The sequence below is a fragment of the Streptomyces sp. AM6-12 genome (genome assembly GCF_044327085.1).
Lineage (GTDB): Bacteria > Actinomycetota > Actinomycetes > Streptomycetales > Streptomycetaceae > Streptomyces.
This window is the reverse complement of record NZ_JBIQWN010000001.1, coordinates 5,168,936-5,183,595: the sequence shown is the minus strand read 5'-3', so window position 1 is coordinate 5,183,595 and position 14,660 is coordinate 5,168,936. Positions and strand designations below refer to the sequence as shown.

Annotated in this window: 17 protein-coding genes, 1 other RNA gene and 1 pseudogene; 8 read left to right on the top strand and 11 right to left on the bottom strand. The window is 70.8% G+C overall.

Going from position 1 to position 14,660, the window contains the following annotated elements; translation table 11 throughout:
* Window positions 1-142: 142 nt before the first annotated feature.
* Genes ACE4Q9_RS23520 through ACE4Q9_RS23495 form a run of 6 tightly spaced genes read right to left on the bottom strand, consistent with a single transcriptional unit; the run spans window position 143 to window position 3,157 of the window.
* A complete protein-coding gene (locus tag ACE4Q9_RS23520) occupies window positions 143-811 on the bottom strand; it encodes a contact-dependent growth inhibition system immunity protein (protein ID WP_397986205.1) in 669 nt (222 codons plus the stop codon).
* 36 nt (window positions 812-847) lie between these two features.
* A complete protein-coding gene (locus ACE4Q9_RS23515) occupies window positions 848-1,147 on the bottom strand; it encodes an RNase A-like domain-containing protein (protein WP_397986204.1) in 300 nt (99 codons plus the stop codon).
* Window positions 1,148-1,199: 52 nt separating this feature from the next.
* Window positions 1,200-1,688 carry a hypothetical protein gene (locus tag ACE4Q9_RS23510; protein WP_397986203.1) on the bottom strand — a complete coding sequence of 163 codons (489 nt, stop codon included), beginning with the start codon at window positions 1,686-1,688 and terminating at the stop codon, window positions 1,200-1,202.
* Window positions 1,685-1,846, bottom strand: coding sequence for a hypothetical protein (locus tag ACE4Q9_RS23505; RefSeq protein ID WP_397987356.1), 162 nt, complete (start codon window positions 1,844-1,846; stop codon window positions 1,685-1,687). Before ACE4Q9_RS23505 ends, ACE4Q9_RS23510 begins: the two co-directional genes overlap by 4 nt.
* A gap of 13 nt (window positions 1,847-1,859) precedes the next feature.
* Window positions 1,860-2,417, bottom strand: a complete 558-nt coding sequence (locus ACE4Q9_RS23500) for a hypothetical protein (RefSeq protein WP_397986202.1) — start codon at window positions 2,415-2,417, stop codon at window positions 1,860-1,862.
* Window positions 2,418-2,446: 29 nt separating this feature from the next.
* The gene (locus tag ACE4Q9_RS23495) at window positions 2,447-3,157 is read right to left on the bottom strand and encodes an RNase A-like domain-containing protein (protein WP_397986201.1); all 711 of its coding nucleotides are present in this window, start codon (window positions 3,155-3,157) and stop codon (window positions 2,447-2,449) included.
* A gap of 295 nt (window positions 3,158-3,452) precedes the next feature.
* On the opposite strand from ACE4Q9_RS23495, the gene ACE4Q9_RS23490 reads away from it, so the two are divergent.
* The 4 genes from ACE4Q9_RS23490 (at window position 3,453) to ACE4Q9_RS23475 (ending at window position 6,349) form a co-directional block, all read left to right on the top strand.
* Window positions 3,453-3,857, top strand: a complete 405-nt coding sequence (locus ACE4Q9_RS23490) for a hypothetical protein (protein WP_397986200.1) — start codon at window positions 3,453-3,455, stop codon at window positions 3,855-3,857.
* Window positions 3,858-3,924: 67 nt separating this feature from the next.
* A complete protein-coding gene (locus ACE4Q9_RS23485; protein WP_397986199.1) occupies window positions 3,925-5,250 on the top strand; it encodes a hypothetical protein in 1,326 nt (441 codons plus the stop codon).
* Between the two features lie 29 nt (window positions 5,251-5,279).
* On the top strand, window positions 5,280-5,777 hold the full coding sequence (locus ACE4Q9_RS23480; RefSeq protein WP_397986198.1) for a hypothetical protein: 498 nt from the start codon (window positions 5,280-5,282) through the stop codon (window positions 5,775-5,777).
* A gap of 62 nt (window positions 5,778-5,839) precedes the next feature.
* Window positions 5,840-6,349: a hypothetical protein gene (locus ACE4Q9_RS23475; protein WP_397986197.1), complete on the top strand. Its 510-nt coding sequence runs from the start codon at window positions 5,840-5,842 to the stop codon at window positions 6,347-6,349.
* Between the two features lie 90 nt (window positions 6,350-6,439).
* Here the strand turns inward: ACE4Q9_RS23475 and rnpB are convergent.
* From rnpB to ACE4Q9_RS23455, 4 genes and pseudogenes are all read right to left on the bottom strand, one after another.
* Window positions 6,440-6,844: RNase P RNA component class A (gene rnpB, locus ACE4Q9_RS23470), an RNA gene on the bottom strand.
* Between the two features lie 115 nt (window positions 6,845-6,959).
* Window positions 6,960-7,706, bottom strand: a pseudogene (locus ACE4Q9_RS23465) (DMT family transporter); the annotation flags it as partial.
* A gap of 55 nt (window positions 7,707-7,761) precedes the next feature.
* Window positions 7,762-8,607 carry a helix-turn-helix domain-containing protein gene (locus tag ACE4Q9_RS23460; RefSeq protein ID WP_397986196.1) on the bottom strand — a complete coding sequence of 282 codons (846 nt, stop codon included), beginning with the start codon at window positions 8,605-8,607 and terminating at the stop codon, window positions 7,762-7,764.
* A 113-nt stretch (window positions 8,608-8,720) separates the two neighbouring features.
* Window positions 8,721-9,377 (bottom strand): TetR/AcrR family transcriptional regulator, encoded by a 657-nt coding sequence (locus ACE4Q9_RS23455; protein WP_397986195.1) that lies wholly within the window; start codon window positions 9,375-9,377, stop codon window positions 8,721-8,723.
* 47 nt (window positions 9,378-9,424) lie between these two features.
* Here ACE4Q9_RS23455 and ACE4Q9_RS23450 point away from each other — a divergent pair, with 47 nt between their 5' ends.
* The 4 genes from ACE4Q9_RS23450 to eda all read left to right on the top strand — a co-directional run bounded on the left by ACE4Q9_RS23450 (window position 9,425) and on the right by eda (window position 13,467).
* A complete protein-coding gene (locus ACE4Q9_RS23450) occupies window positions 9,425-11,059 on the top strand; it encodes an FAD-dependent monooxygenase (protein ID WP_397986194.1) in 1,635 nt (544 codons plus the stop codon).
* Window positions 11,060-11,267: 208 nt separating this feature from the next.
* Entirely contained in the window at window positions 11,268-11,834 is a 567-nt protein-coding gene (locus ACE4Q9_RS23445; protein WP_397986193.1) for a hypothetical protein, read from the top strand.
* 86 nt (window positions 11,835-11,920) lie between these two features.
* Window positions 11,921-12,703, top strand: coding sequence for a peroxide stress protein YaaA (yaaA, locus tag ACE4Q9_RS23440; protein WP_397986192.1), 783 nt, complete (start codon window positions 11,921-11,923; stop codon window positions 12,701-12,703).
* Between the two features lie 71 nt (window positions 12,704-12,774).
* Window positions 12,775-13,467, top strand: coding sequence for a bifunctional 4-hydroxy-2-oxoglutarate aldolase/2-dehydro-3-deoxy-phosphogluconate aldolase (gene eda, locus ACE4Q9_RS23435; protein ID WP_397986191.1), 693 nt, complete (start codon window positions 12,775-12,777; stop codon window positions 13,465-13,467).
* On the opposite strand, the gene ACE4Q9_RS23430 is transcribed toward eda, so the two are convergent.
* Entirely contained in the window at window positions 13,453-14,658 is a 1,206-nt protein-coding gene (locus ACE4Q9_RS23430; protein WP_397986190.1) for a bifunctional RNase H/acid phosphatase, read from the bottom strand. The genes eda and ACE4Q9_RS23430 overlap by 15 nt on opposite strands.
* Between the last annotated feature and the right edge of the window lie 2 nt (window positions 14,659-14,660).

Genomic DNA, 14,660 nt, shown 5'->3' with positions numbered 1-14,660 from the left:
GATGCTACAGAGCACCTGGCTTGCCCTCACGGAGATCATGCCAGCGTTCACAATGAAGATCAGGCCAGGAGCCGACCGATTTGGAAGTGCGAGATTGTCTCGTTCCAACAATGCGATCCCGTGAGTGGGAGCGCACGCTCGCTCAGCTCCGGCCGTCCGGCACAGCGAGCTGCGCGGCGACGACCGCCAGCCAGCCGCTGGGTGAGTAGGGGGCGGGGGGATCGATCTCCATGCCGAGCTCCGCGACGGCTAGGGCGTAGTCGGACTCGTCCAGGCCCAGCGCGAGCAATTCCTGCAACTCCCCGACGAGGCGGGCCACGACGTGGCGGTCGGTGGAGTCGCGGTAGTCCTCGACGGCGGCGTGATGGTCGTCGAACTCGTCCGGCATGTCCTGGGAGAACCATCCCCCGAGGAACTGCCCCAGCTCCGGGAAACGGGCGTGCCACTCCCAGTGCGTGGCCGGGACCGCGGGCGGAGGCACCTCTCCCGTCTCAATGCTGTGCTTGATGTGGTCGGCGAGGCAGCGCAGCCAGGACTGGATCTCGCCCTGGGGCAGGCCGACATCGGGGATGGCGTAGAACTCGCCGAGCCGCAGCCGGAGTCGTCCCGGCGGGTTGTCGGCGTACTCCCGCAACTGCCGTTCGGCGGCGGCGAGGGCCCACGGGCGGGTGTGCCAGGTGTGCCGGAGGTAGGCGGTCAGGGCCGGGCCGGGCTGTTCCGGGGTGTCGTCCGCGGGTTGCCCGAGGTAGGCGCGCATGACCTGGTCGAGTTCGCCGTAGCGGCGGTCGTGTTCGAGGGGGCTCAGGGGCACGGTGGTCAGCCTCTACGGGTCTACGGGTCGACGGGTCTAGAGATAGATCGGGAACGTGGAGTGCGCGGTGAAGCCGTGCGGGCGTGCGGGGTCCCGTCTGAGGACCACCCGGGCGGCCCGCACCTCGACGGGCTCCCGGCCGGCCAGCATCATCGCCTGCAACAACACCCGCCCGACCGGCTCCTCCCGCGCGGGCCAGGCCGCCTCGATGCTCAACCGTGCCCGCGTGGACTGCGCGAGCCAGCGGTGGATGAGCTGCTCATTGGCGGTGACGACCTGCTGGGTGGCCCATTGGGCGGTGTCGCGGTCGGGGTAGGTGGCGGATCGGGTGCGCACCGTCGGTCCTCTCCTGGGGGCTGTGGGCGGCGGTCGGATTATCGCGAGCGGTTCAGTCGTCCTCGAAACGCCAGAGCACCAGGACGTTCTCGTCCGACACCCCGATGAGACAGATGTCGATGGTGAGGCCCGCGAGGACATCGGCGTGGAACGACGAGGCCAGGAAGTCGGCCTCCGCACCTTCTTCCGCGTGCCCGTGGTTGGTGAAGAAACGCGCGCCCTCCCCCACTGTCCCCAGGACTTCTCGCAGACAGGTGTCACGTTCCGCGTCCGGTACGCGAAGGGACGGATGAGGGCCGTACAGAAGAGATCCGACCAAAATCAGCCCGGCCAGTTCCATGGCCTGGGCCGGGGAGATCTCCAGGAGGCTGTCACGCAATTCCCCGGAATCGACCTGCCGAAGTACGGGATTTCCCTGGATCGCGTTCATCACCGTGACGTGCCAGTCCGGTTCCCCACGGGCGGCGAGCGCGGCGAAGGACTGGCGTTCGTCGAAGCGCCCTCGCGCACAGGCGGGCAGACCTGCCCTGCTTTCCGTCATAGTTCCTCCCCGTGTGCGCTCACGGCAGACTCGGCATAGACGTATAGACCACGTACAGCGAGCCAGCGGTGGATGAACTGCTCATTGGCGGTGACGACCTGCTGGGTGGCCCATTGGGCGGTGTCGCGGTCGGGGTAGGTGGCGGATCGGGTGCGCATCTCGGATTTCCTTTCAGTCTTCCCAGAATGCCCAGAAAGCCGCTACCTCGGTGTCGGACACTACGACGACTCCGCAGTCCGTGGTGTACACGGAGAGACAGGACCACTCGGTGTCCGGGTTCAGTAGATCGGCATCTGGATTCTCGCGGGCATCTGCTGCATTGGTGAAGAAGAGAGAGTTCGAGTCGAACCTGGAGAGGATTTCCTCGGAACTCTTGAACAAGCTTTCCTTGCGGCTTTCGAAATCGCGAATACCGGCCACTTGGAAGAATTCTCCCTTGAGTGCCACCAGGAGCTGGGAGGCCGGCCTTCTGCCGATTTCATAGAGGCTTTCCCCCAGTTGCTCGGGGGACCACAGCACGAAGGGAGCTCCGATGCCGCTTCGGTCCTCGTTGATCTCCGGCGCATAGTTGACCGACTTCCAACCACGCGGGTCGGCGACTTTGAGGGCCATCACCGCCGCCACGTCCCGCCGCCAGTCCTCGTGCTGTCTCGGTCCCACCCGTGCGAAGGTCCAGCCGCCCCCGTACAGGTCGAAGAGGGCGGACTCCCACGACGCAGCGTCAACCACGATAATTCACCATTCCGCTATAAATTCGTTCATGAGTTCGGGAGATCGTCGCTGGGTGTCGAGGTGAGTACGACATAGGGCGGGTGGCCTCCGGCGCGATACCGCAACGTCACCTGTACCTTATCGGAGTCATGGGGCTGGGAATCTCCCCGGGACCAGGTTCGCCCTGTGGGCTGACCAAAATCGAGGCCGACGGTCCTGTTACCCTTGTTCGGTTTATTGTTGTTGAGCCATTTCTCGATCTTCTTCTGGTTGTCCGGGTCGTCGAGTACGGCCTGAGTGAACCGCTGCGCGTTGTTCAGATCCGTGAATGTCGATACGGCGATCGGCCTCACCACTCCATCCGGATAGAGGCGCGCCTGATCCCGAAGCCGCTGCTCCAGCTGGGCGTCCGTCTTGCCCACATGTTTGTCTATGACGTGCGAGCCCGAAATACCTTCCTGATTCGCGAGATCGACGGGGAAACGGTGGTGGGACTCGTCGTCGCCGGGAACCGTGTAGAGCGGGTCCCCCTTGAATTCCGTCAGGGCGCGCGCACCGAACGCCTCGGCCCTCGCCGTTTCGGCGTTGAAGCTCGGCGCACTGGTGTACGCCTCGTCCAGCGCCGCCATCAGGTCCTCGATGCGCCGGGCCTGGCGGTTGACGCGGTTGTCGTAGGCGGTGACGGCGTCGTTCATGGCGCCCTCGTCGATGTCCAGGACGATGCCGATCGAGATGTCCGTCACCACGCCCTTGCCCATGAAAGGTCGTGAGTTGTGCAGTGCCAGAAGTGCTGGCGGGTTTCGTCGTCACGCGTTGTGTCCGTGGGGCCAACCGCCCTCCGGTCCCGTCCTGGGACCCCCCGCCTGGCCCGCTGTCTTAGTTGGTCAGTGCGATGGGCTTGTCACAGATCGGTACCCGTCGCCCTGAGGCAGTTGACGGGCCGTTACCCTGGCAGGTGCACGCTAAGGAGATGCGGACGGGGGCAAAGGCTTCGTGGCTGGTGCAGCAGGAGAGCGGCACATAACCGGAAACACGGCTGCCCAGCCGGTCGGCATGCGACTGAACCATCTGGCCGATCCGGGAAGCGGGGGCGGTTCCTCCAGCGGTCAGTCGGGGCTGACGTCGACGCCTGCCGAGAAGCAAGCCGCGGCGCATGCGATCGAGCATGACATCGAGCCGGGCACCCAAAAGGCGGGGGCCATGACGGACCACGAAACGGGCGCCGTGGTCAAGGCGTTCGGGGCGAAGGACGGGCACGGTTGGCTGACGTCCGGAGCCGTTCAGAAGGCGCACAAGACGTGGGGCGAGCAGGTCCAGGACCTCATGAACCTGTTGTCGGCGGACAAGGGGGCACTGCGGGCCGCCAACACCACCTTGCAAGGCACGGATGTCGATGTCGCCGCAGGAGTGCGCGAGCCGTCGGTACTCGACCAGTACTCACAGCCGCCGCAGAACTGATCTCTTCCTGCTTCGACTCGTACGCCATCGCACTCAACGGGGACCCATGCCGACGTACCACGAGATCATGACAACCGACCTGTCCACGCTCACCACGGCCGCCGACCGTTGGGACGTGATGGCGAAGGAGTTCCACAAGCAGGAGACGGCGTACGGGAAGAACGTGCATGGCATCACCCTCGGTCCGTCGTGGACGGGGTTCAGTGGGGATGCCGCCCAGAAGCGCCTCGGCATCACTCTCAAGGAGTTCCAGAAGGCCCAGGTCGAGGCCAAGGCGATCGCCTCGCTCCTCCGCGATGCGCACACCCAGTTCGTGGACCTGCGCAAAAAGCTGGAGTCGGCCCGGGACGACGCGATCGCCGCGGGGATGAGGGTGTCGGACCAGGGAGTGGTCTCGTACGACACCGGGAAGCTCAGCCCGGGGGACCGTCAGGCACTGGCGCACGACCCCGACTACCAGCACAGTGTCCGTACGTCCGTAGCCTCCTGGCAGGCGCTCATCGACCAGCGCGTGAAGGACGTGGGCTACGCCGACAACGACGTCGAGTTCGCTCTCCAGACCGTGGTGGTCGATACCGACGTCACGGACGGCACCCTCAACGGCTTCAACGGCAAGGCGCAGGGTGACCTCGGCAAGTACAAGGCCGAGGAGCCGCCCGAGGACAAGGCCCACACGAAGACCGACGGATGGCAGTGGCACGGCAAGGGCACGGCGACGGGGCCCAGCGCCGGCGCCTCCGCCAGTGGTCCCAAGTACGGAAAGGAAGGCTCGGCCAAGGTGTTCGCCGACCTTGAGCACCTGACCGGGAAAGGAACACTGTCCGACGGCGACCTGGAGCTCTCCACGGTTGGCGACCTTGAGGTGGGGGCCAGGGCGTCGGCGTCCGGCGCCATGACGGACAAGGGCATCTCCGGAACCGTCGAGGCGTCCGCGGGAGCGCGGGCCCTGGTGGAAGGGCGAGCCGAGTACGGGTATCTCGGCGGCGCCTACGTGCGAGGGACCGGCTTCGACGGCGCCGAAGCCCAGGCCGGTGCCGGGGCGGGTCTCGACGGCCTCAATGCCAAAGCGAAGGCGTTCGCCGGGGCGAAGGCCGGTGCCGCCGGGGGAGGCGAGGTCGCGGGTATCGGCGCCGGCGCCACGGCCGAGGGATGGGCCGGTGCGGGCGCGGAGGCCGGGGTGACCTTCGGCAAGGGAGACGACGGTAAGTTCCATATCGGTGCCAAGGTGGGCGTCGCGCTCGGACTCGGCGGCGCCGTGGGCGCGGAGTTCACCGTCGACCCGCACAAGGTGAGCGCCGCCGCCGGCGATGCGGCCGATGCCGTGGGAGGCGCGGTCGACGCCGTCGGCGATGCCGCGAGCTCACTCAAGGACGACTTCACCAGTTTGCTCTGACGAACCACTTTGTGGAAGGAACGACCCTCATGGCCTCGACCCTGCCGGTACCGATCGAATTCCGCCTGCCCGACGGTTGGCGGCCGGCCCCTCCGGACGAGGTCGGCGCCTCCGAGGCTGCCTTTGTCGCGCTTCATCCGGAGCCTGACGCCGGTTTCACCGCGAACATCACCATCGACGGCGAGTTCCCTGCTGACACGGTGGGGTTGCCGGAACTCGCGGATGAGTCGGTGCGGCGCTTGCACACAGTCGCCGAATCGGTGGTGGTGGTGAGCCGACACGAGGTCGGCTCCGAGGCCGCGCCCGCGCTGACACAGAGGCTGACGTTCTCGGCCGTCGTCGGCGGTGTGCGCCGTGATCTGGTCCAGTCCCAAGTCTACTTGGCCATGCTGGATGCCGACGACCCGCGCAAGCGTGCGGTGATCCGGACTTACCTGACCACCACAGCGGCACAGCACGACACCGTTCTGCCGGATTTCCAGGAATTCGTTCGGACGGTCCGCCCGGACACCGGGGCAGTGTCATAGCGTGTCCCACCGCGACCGGAGATCTCGCGTCGAGTAACTAGACGTACACAGGCGGTACTTTGATGGGCTTTTTCGACATATTCACCGGCACCAAGCGTCCGAAAGGGGGCGTCGCGCCGCAATCCGTCGAGGAGGTCCGGGCGGCGTTGCTCGAAGTCAGCGGGCCGGACACGCCCTATGTTGTGCGCGATGGCGCCGCTGAGGGGGCCGATCTGGTCGCGGAGTGGCGTATCCGGGATCCGGCCTGGCACACCTTCTTCGCCCGCACCCAGGTGAGCCGGACCCTTCAGATCAGGATGCGCCTGGTCCCGGAGAGCCGCGAAGTCCGCGCTCTCGACCGGGAGTGGGAAGTCACCTGGATCGGAAGTACGCCCAGGTTGGCGCTGCCGGCAGAGCAGTCCCGCGGGCAGGTGAAGACGGTTTCCCGGCGCTGGACGGTCGAGCGGGGGGCCGACGGCCGTCTGCAGAAGACGGAAGAGTTCCTCTTCGATTCCGCGGAGCTGAAGACGCCCCTGGAGGAGGCAGTCCTCGGCGCGGGGTGGACCTGGCGCGGGGTCCTGTTCAAACTGTGATCGCCCCCGGCAGCAGCGGCCATCGCCGGGGCGAATCCACCACACCGCGCTGCGCAGAGGCCCTTCCCCAGGAAAAGCCGCAGGTGGCGGCAGACGAGTCGGGCTGTACGCCGGGTTCTGTTCTCCGGGGTCCTCGCGGGCCCCGGAGCGACGGCCATCCATCTAGGGCCGGCGTTGCCGCCGGCCTCGTGCGGTCTACCCGCGGACTCGGGCGGGCAGCCCTCGAACGTCCGCGCAGAGCGCTTGTGACGGCGCTCCTTTTGACCTTGCTCCGGGTGGGGTTTACCTAGCTGCCCAGGTCGCCCTGGGCACTGGTGGTCTCTTACACCACCGTTTCACCCTTACCCAGTGCCTGAGCACCGGGCGGTTTGCTTTCTGTGGCACTGTCCCGCGGGTCACCCCGGGTGGCCGTTAGCCATCACCCTGCCCTGTGGAGCCCGGACGTTCCTCGGGAAGCCCCCTAGGGGGACTCCACGCGGCCGTCCGCCCGGCTCGTCTGCCGTGCCGACCATGGTACCGGTCGTACGCGCCGCCGCGGACCGGCCGCCGTCGCCAGCACCGAGCCCGCCAGGATGCACGCGAAGGCCAGGAGCACGGTCAGGGTCAGGGGCTCGTGCAGGACGGCGGCGCCCGCGGCCACCGCCACCGCCGGGTTCACGTAGGTGATGACGGTGGCGCGGGCGGGGCCCGCCTCCTTGATCAGCTCCAGGAAGGCCACGAAGGCGAGGGCGGTGCAGAGCACGCCCAGCGCGGCGAGTGCGGCCAGGGCCTGCGGGGAGGGCAGGGCGGTCGGATGGGTGAGGGCGGCGGCGGGGGCGTAGACGAGGGCGGCCAGGGTGAGGCAGGGGGCGGTCAGGTGCAGAGAGGGGACGTCCCCTAGGTGGCGGGCGGCTATCAGGGGTGCCGTGGCGTAGCCGACGACGGTGAGCAGGACCTCGGCGAGGGAGCGGGCGTCGCCGCCGGTGAGGTGGGGCAGGGCCAGGACCGCCACCCCGGCGAGACCCAGTGTGAGGCCGGTCAGTCGCCGGGCGCCGAGGTGCTCCGCGGTGCCGAGGAGGCGGGCCGCGAGCAGGCCCACGATCGGCACCCCCGCGATGAGCAGGCCGGACGTGGAGCTGGACAGGTGCCGTTCGGCGTCGGTGAGGGTGAACCAGGGGACGACGATCTCCAGGACCGCGAAGGCCAGCATGGGCCGCCAGTGGGTGCGGACGGTGCGGGGCAGGCCGCCCTGGCGCAGCGCGAACGGCAGCAGCAGGGCCGCGCCCAGCGCGCAGCGGGTGAACACCAGGACGGGCGGGGACACCTCGGCCACCGCGACCTTGATCAGCAGATAGGGGATGCCCCAGACCACTCCCATCAGGGAGAACAGGAACCAGCCACGTGCAGTCATGCGGCGAGTCTCGGCCACTTCCTCACCGGGTGTCTTGAACGCTGTTGCGGTACGCCGCCGGGGTCACCCCGAGCACCCGGCGGAACCAGCGGGTCAGATGCGCCTGGTCCGCGAAGCCGACGAGCCCCGCCACCTCCGCCGGCCGCAGCCCCGCCGCCAGCAGCGTCCGCGCCCTGCCCACGCGGTACTGGGCGAGCCAGGCGTACGGGGGGATGCCCGTCGCCGTACGGAAGGCCCGCAGCAGCTGGTACCGGGACAGGCCCAGGTCGGCGGCGAGCGAGGCGAGCGACGGCGGGGCGGTCAGCTCGTCGGCGAGCCGGTCGCGGACCGTGCGCGCGATGCCGGCCGCGCCGGGGACGCGGTCGGGCACCGGCCGGGCGGTGGAGTGCCGCCGGGCGAGCGCGGTGAGCAGCCAGGGAAACCGGGACTCGGCCTCCAGTGGGTCCGGGCAGGCGCCGAGTCCGGTGTGCGCGCGGGCCAGGGCCAGGGCCAGCTCGGGGTCGTCCAGCAAGGGTTCGGGGAAGTGCGGGGCGCCCCCGGTGGTGCCCTCCCCCAGCAGGGACGGCTCGGCGTACAGCGCGCGGTAGGCGTAGCCGTCGGTGGCGTTGCCGGGTCCGCCGGTGTGCATCTCACCGGGGTCCAGTACGACGATCGTCCCGGCGCCGGTGCGGATGTGGCCGCCCCGGTAGTCGATCACCTCGTACCCGCCGACGCAGACGCCGATCGTGTACTCGTCGTGGGCGTGCGGGGCGTAGGTGTGCCGCCGGAAGCTCGCGGTGAGCAGGTCGAGCGGCGGCCCCCCGCGGCCGAGTCTGGTCCGCCGCCACAGGGCCCGCTCGGGTCCGGATGCGGTCACTGTCTCGGTCATGGGCGCCCCCTCGTCGTACGGCGGTCGCGCCGCCCGCCATCGGGAACGCCCGACGGGTCCCGCTTCCTTCCACGCGGACCGGCGACGCCGAGCCCGTGCCCCCTCCGGCGGCGTCAGCCGTCGAGCTCCGCCCGCTCCAGCGCGGCGAACGCGGATTCCAGGCGCGCCCGGTGGTCCTCGGCCACCCGCGGCAGCGGATCGCCGGCGAGGAGGCGGCGGGCGGTGGTGAGGAAGACGGTGCGGTACGCGGCGACCGTGAGAGCCGCGAGGAGGTCCGGGTCGGGCGTTCCGGCGTCGGCGAGGGCCACCACGAGGGCCGCCTCCACCTCCTCGACGCCCTCGCGGGCGCGGGCGCGCAGGGCCGTGGAGCCGGTCACGATGCGCCAGAACGGGACGTAATCCTCCCCGACGGCGCTCAACGGATGCCGTTCGTCCAGGAGTCGGAGGGCCAGGCGGCGCAGCGCGCTCAACGGGGTTTCGTCCGGGGCGCGTTCGCGTACGGCGGTGGCCAGGAGGTCGGCGGCCTCGGGGATCCGGTCGAGGAACAGGTCCTCTTTGCGCGGGAAGTAGTTGAAGACGGTCATGGCGGAGACTCCCGCCACGCGGGCCACCTCGGCGACCGTCACCGCGTCGAACCCGCGCTCCCCGAACAGTTCCGTCGCGATGTCGGAGATCCGGCGGCGCATCGCGCGCTTCTTGCGCTCCCGCAGCGGGAGCGCACTCTCGGCATCTGGTCCGGGATCCGATCCGGTACCCAGCTCATCGTTCACGAAAAAACTATAGCAGATAAAAACTTTGAGTGACTATAGTGCGGCGCATGACGACGACACAGGGCACGGAGTACGACGTGGTGGTGGCCGGAGCCGGCCCCGTGGGGCTCTTTCTCGCCGGAGAGCTGCGGCTCGGCGGGGCCGCACGGGTGTTGGTGGTGGAGCGGCTGGCCGAGGTGGACGAGACCATCAAGGCGAGCTGGATCAACCACCCGAGCGTGGTCGCCCTGAACCGGCGGGGACTGCTGCCCGAGCTGGCGGCGGCACGGGAGGCGGTGCTGGAAGGGCTCCGGGCGTTCCAGGCCGGCGCGAAGGGCGAGAGCGACAGGGAAGGCGAGGGCGGCGGTGGTACGGCGACGCAGCCGCCCAGGACCGCCGGGCACTTCGCCGGGATAATGCTGGACCCCGACCGGTTCGACTCCTCCGGCCCCGAGTGGGCGGACGCCGATCCCGCTGCCGGTCCCGGACTCGTGCTGCCGCAGGCCGAGTTGGAGCGGGCCCTGGGCCGCTGGGCCGGCCGGCTCGGGGTGGAGGTGCGCCGGGGCGTGGAGCTGACCGGCTTCACGGCGGACGCGGACGGGGTCGCCGTACATCTCCGCGGGGAGACCGTGCGGGCAGGCTGGCTGGTGGGGTGCGACGGCGGCCGGAGCACGGTGCGCAAGCTGGCCGGGTTCGCGTTTCCGGGTACGGACCCGGAGATCACCGGCTACCAGGCGGTGGTCGAACTGACCGGCGCCGAGCGGCTGAAGCCGGGCTGGCACACGACGGACGCGGGGACGTATGTGCACGGGCCGTTCCCCGGCCGGGTGCTCACCGTCGAGTTCGACAGCCCGCCGGCCGACCGGTACGCGCCCGTCACCGCCGAGGAGTTGCAGGCGAACCTGCGCCGGGTGTCGGGAGTGCCGGAGGTGACCGTCACCGGGGTGCGCACGGCGACCCGGTTCACCGACAACGCCCGGCAGGCCACCGAGTACCGCAAGGGGCGGGTGCTGCTCGCGGGCGACGCGGCGCATGTACACTCGCCGTTCGGCGGTCAGGGCCTGAACCTCGGTCTCGGGGACGCATTGAACCTCGGCTGGAAGCTCGCCGCCGTCGTCCGGGGCCGGGCGCCCGAGTCGCTGCTGGACACCTACACCGCCGAACGGCACCCGCTCGGCGCCTGGGTGCTCGACTGGACCCGCGCCCAGATCGCGCTGATGCGCCCGGACCGGGGCGCTCGCGCCCTGCGCCGGGTGGTCGCCGATCTGGCGGGCAGCACCTCCGGCACGACGTACCTGGTCAATCGCGTCTCCGGCGTCTGGCAGCGCTACGACCTGCCCGGCAGCCACCCACTGACCGGCGCGAGCGCCCCCGACCTGGAGCTGTCCGACGGCACCCGCCTGGGCGAGCACCTGCACACCGGCCGCCCCCTCCTCCTCGACCTCACCGGCCGCCCCGCCCTGCGCGCCCTGGCCGCCCCCTACGGCGACCGCCTGACCTTCCTCACCGCCACCTGCCCGGCCAAGCCCGCCCTCGCGGCCCTCCTCGTCCGCCCGGACGGCTTCGTGGGCTGGGCGGCGGGCACGGAGGGCGAGAAAGGGGGCGCGGAGGACGCGAAGAGGTGCGCGGAGGACGACACCGAGGACGCCGGACTCACCGAGGCCCTGGAACGCTGGGTCGGAACGGCCGTGACGACCGCTTGACCTTGGCGCCGCGTCAACGTCCGCACAGGTCCCATGACGTCTGGTCGTGCTGCTCACCGAGGGGCCGGACTCGCCCCAACTGAGCTGTATATGCTGCGTGTTGGGGCAGATCGAGGACTTCCCCATGGCCGCCGGGGGCCGGGAGGTCCTCGTACTGATCGGCATCGGGGCGCGGTCCGGGGAACGCGCGCGCCGGAGGGGAGGACGCATGAGGGGCGTGCAACGGCTGGTGCTGCACGAGGCGCGGGTGCTCGGGAGTCTCGCGCTGTGGGTGGGGCGGCGTCGTCAAGGGGTGGAAGGCGGGCGGGAGTTCGGGTACGCGCGTGGACAGGGGGCGACGCTGCTGGGGCTCGCGTTCGTCTGCGTGGTCGAGACGATCGGGGTGTCCGTGATGCTGCGCGACTGGCCCCTCGCGCACGACGTCATGCTGGTGCTGGACGTCTACACCGTGCTGCTCGTCCTCGGCCTGCACGCGGCCGGTGTCGTGCGGCCGCACGTGCTGACCGGGGACGCCCTGCGGGTGCGGTACGGGGTGCACGTGGACGTGCGGATACCGCTGGACGCGATCAGCTCCGTACGGCGGGAGACCCGGACGACGCACGAACGGGCGGAGGGTGAACTCGATCTGCCCGTCGGGGCGCAGACATCGGTGACCGTCGAACTCGCTGCTCCCGTCGAGTACGTGACGCTGCTCGGACGACGGAAGGACGTACGGGTGGTACGGCTGTACACCGACGAACCCACGGCGCTCGTGAGGACGCTCACACCGGCGTGAACAGGAAGTTCGCCGGGCCGAGGGAGGCGCGGGGCGCGGGTGGCACCCCGTACGCTGGCGGCTGAGCGCAAGAGAAGGAGTACGTGTTGCTGGTCCTGCTGCCGCCCTCGGAAGGTAAGGCCGACTCGGGCAAGGGCGCCCCGCTGCGGCTGGAGTCGTTGTCCCTGCCGGGGCTGACCGGCGCGCGCGAGGCCGTGCTCGGGGAGCTGGTCGGGCTGTGCGCGGGCGACGAGGAGAAGGCGCGCGAGGTGCTGGGGCTCAGCGAGGGGCTGCGCGGCGAGGTCGCCAAGAACGCGGCCCTGCGCACGGCCGGCGCCCGCCCCGCCGGGGAGATCTACACCGGTGTCCTGTACGACGCCCTCGGCCTGGCCTCCCTGGACGCGGCGGCGAAGCGGCGGGCGGCGCGCTCGCTGCTGGTGTTCTCCGGGCTGTGGGGCGCGGTCCGGGTGACCGACCGCATCCCCTCCTACCGCTGCTCGATGGGGCTGAAGCTGCCGGGGCTCGGCGCACTGGCCGGGCACTGGCGGGCGCCGATGGCCGAGGTGCTGCCGGAGGCGGCCGGGGACGGGCTGGTGCTGGACCTGCGCTCGGCCGCGTACGCGGCGGCGTGGAAGCCGAAGGGCGAGGTCGCGGGGCGGACGGCGACGGTACGGGTGCTGCACGCGCCGACCCGCAAGGTCATCAGCCACTTCAACAAGGCGACGAAGGGGCGGATCGTACGGTCCCTGCTGTCGGACGGCGCCCTGCCGCGCGACCCCGCCGAACTGGTGGACGCTCTGCGGGAATTGGGTTACGAGGTGGAGGCACAGGCCCCGGAGCGGGCGGGGCGGCCGTGGGGGCTGGATGTGCTGGTGGAGGAGATCCACTAGGGGCCGCAGGGAGCGTTGCGCTGTGCGCAACGGTGATTGCGGAGGGTGTGGCGGCTCGGGACGATGAGGGCATGATCCCGCCCGAGCCCATGCCGTTGCCGCCGCCGCCATCGCCGTCGCCGTCGCCGGTCGACTCCGTGCTCGGTCTCGCGCCCGTCGTACCGGTGCTCGTGCTCCCGGACGTCTCCGCCGCCGTACCGCTCGCGCGGGCGCTGGTGCGCGGGGGGTTGCGGGCGGTCGAGGTGACGCTCCGTACGCCTGACGCGCTGGAGGGGATCCGGGCGATCGCGGAGCAGGTGCCCGAGGCCGTGGTCGGGGCGGGGACGGTGATCACGCCGGGGCAGGTGGCGGCGTCCGTCGCGGCCGGGGCGCGGTTCCTCGTCAGTCCCGGCTGGACGGAGGGGCTGCTGGCGGCGATGCGGGGGTGCGGGGTGCCGTTCCTGCCGGGGGTGTCGACGGCGTCGGAGGTGGTGGCGCTGCTGGAGCGCGGGGTGCGGGAGATGAAGTTCTTCCCGGCGCAGGCGGCGGGGGGTACGGCGTATCTGCGGTCGCTGGCCGGGCCGTTGCCGCAGGCGCGGTTCTGTCCGACCGGCGGGATCGGGCCCGCGAACGCGGCGGAGTATCTGACCCTGCCCAACGTCGGCTGTGTGGGCGGGAGTTGGATGGTGCCGGCGGACGCGGTGGCGGCCGGGGACTGGGCGCGGATCGAGACGCTCGCGCGGGCGGCGGCGGGGCTGCGGGGGCCGGCGTCAGCGCAGGTGTGAGGTGTCGTTGAAGAGGCGGACGCTTGCGTTGCCGTCGGCGTAGTACGCCACGGCGGACAGTGAGGCGGCCGAGAGTTCCATGCGGAACAGGGACTCGGGCGGGGCGCCGAGGGCGAGGCGGACGAGGGTCTTGATCGGGGTGACATGGGTGACGAGCAGGACGGTGCGGCCCGCGTGGGCGGTGACCAGCTCGTCCTTCGTGACGGCGATGCGGGCGGCGACCTCGGCGAAGCTCTCGCCGCCGCCCGTGGGGCGGGCGGCGGGGTCGGCGAGCCAGGCGTTCAGGTCGTCCGGGTAGCGGTCGCGGACCTCGCCGAAGGTCAGGCCCTCCCAGGCGCCGAAGTCCGTCTCCCGCAGGCCGTCTTCGAGGACGACGTCCAGGTTGAGGCGGGCGGCGACGATCTCGGCGGTCTCGCGGGTACGGGCGAGGGGGGAGGCGAGGATGGCCTGGACGGTGCCGCGGCTCGCCAGGGCTGCGGCGACGCGGTGGGCCTGTTCGCGGCCGGCGTCGGACAGGGGCGGGTTGGTGCCGCCGCTGCCCGAGAAGCGCTTTTGGGGGGTCAGGGGGGTTTCGCCGTGCCGGAGGAGGACGAGGGTGGCGGGGTCGCCGAGGTCGGGGGCGGCGGACCAGCCACGGGCGTGCTGCTCCGGGCCTGAGCCACGGAGGTGCTGCCGGCCGGGGGCTTCAGGGCGCTGCTCGCTGTGAGGTGCCGCTGCGGCGGCCGTAGCAGCCGTACCAGCCTCCAGCTCCGCCGTCGACTCCCCCGCGCTCCGTTGCTCCCCCCGTGCCCCCGCGTCCATCGCCTCGTTGGCCAGGCGGTCGGCGTGTCCGTTCTCGGCGCGGGGGATCCACTCGTACGTCACGCGGTCCGGCGGGAAGACGTTCCGGGCCTCCGTCGCCAATGGCTTCAGCGAGGGGTGTTTGATCTTCCAGCGGCCGGCCATCTGCTCGACGACCAGCTTGGAGTCCATGCGGACGCGGACGGTGGCGGCGGGGTCCAGGGTGTGGGCGGCGCGCAGGCCGACCAGCAGACCGCGGTACTCGGCGACGTTGTTGGTGGCGACGCCGATGTACTCGGCCGCCTCCAGCAGCGTCTGGCCCGTCGCCGCGTCGCGGACCACCGCGCCGTAGCCCGCGGGGCCGGGATTGCCCCGTGAGCCGCCGTCCGCCTCGACGATGAACTCCCGCACGC

What these genes read in the sequence shown, in the direction of transcription:
- ACE4Q9_RS23510 (WP_397986203.1), bottom strand. Translation starts at nt 1,688, where the DNA reads ATGACGGAAAGCAGGGCAGGTCTGCCCGCCTGTGCGCGAGGGCGCTTC.
- ACE4Q9_RS23505 (WP_397987356.1), bottom strand. Translation starts at nt 1,846, where the DNA reads ATGCGCACCCGATCCGCCACCTACCCCGACCGCGACACCGCCCAATGG.
- ACE4Q9_RS23495 (WP_397986201.1), bottom strand. Translation starts at nt 3,157, where the DNA reads ATGGGCAAGGGCGTGGTGACGGACATCTCGATCGGCATCGTCCTGGAC.
- ACE4Q9_RS23490 (WP_397986200.1), top strand. Translation starts at nt 3,453, where the DNA reads ATGCGACTGAACCATCTGGCCGATCCGGGAAGCGGGGGCGGTTCCTCC.
- ACE4Q9_RS23485 (WP_397986199.1), top strand. Translation starts at nt 3,925, where the DNA reads ATGACAACCGACCTGTCCACGCTCACCACGGCCGCCGACCGTTGGGAC.
- ACE4Q9_RS23480 (WP_397986198.1), top strand. Translation starts at nt 5,280, where the DNA reads ATGGCCTCGACCCTGCCGGTACCGATCGAATTCCGCCTGCCCGACGGT.
- ACE4Q9_RS23475 (WP_397986197.1), top strand. Translation starts at nt 5,840, where the DNA reads ATGGGCTTTTTCGACATATTCACCGGCACCAAGCGTCCGAAAGGGGGC.
- ACE4Q9_RS23460 (WP_397986196.1), bottom strand. Translation starts at nt 8,607, where the DNA reads ATGACCGAGACAGTGACCGCATCCGGACCCGAGCGGGCCCTGTGGCGG.
- ACE4Q9_RS23450 (WP_397986194.1), top strand. Translation starts at nt 9,425, where the DNA reads ATGACGACGACACAGGGCACGGAGTACGACGTGGTGGTGGCCGGAGCC.
- ACE4Q9_RS23445 (WP_397986193.1), top strand. Translation starts at nt 11,268, where the DNA reads ATGAGGGGCGTGCAACGGCTGGTGCTGCACGAGGCGCGGGTGCTCGGG.
- eda (WP_397986191.1), top strand. Translation starts at nt 12,775, where the DNA reads ATGATCCCGCCCGAGCCCATGCCGTTGCCGCCGCCGCCATCGCCGTCG.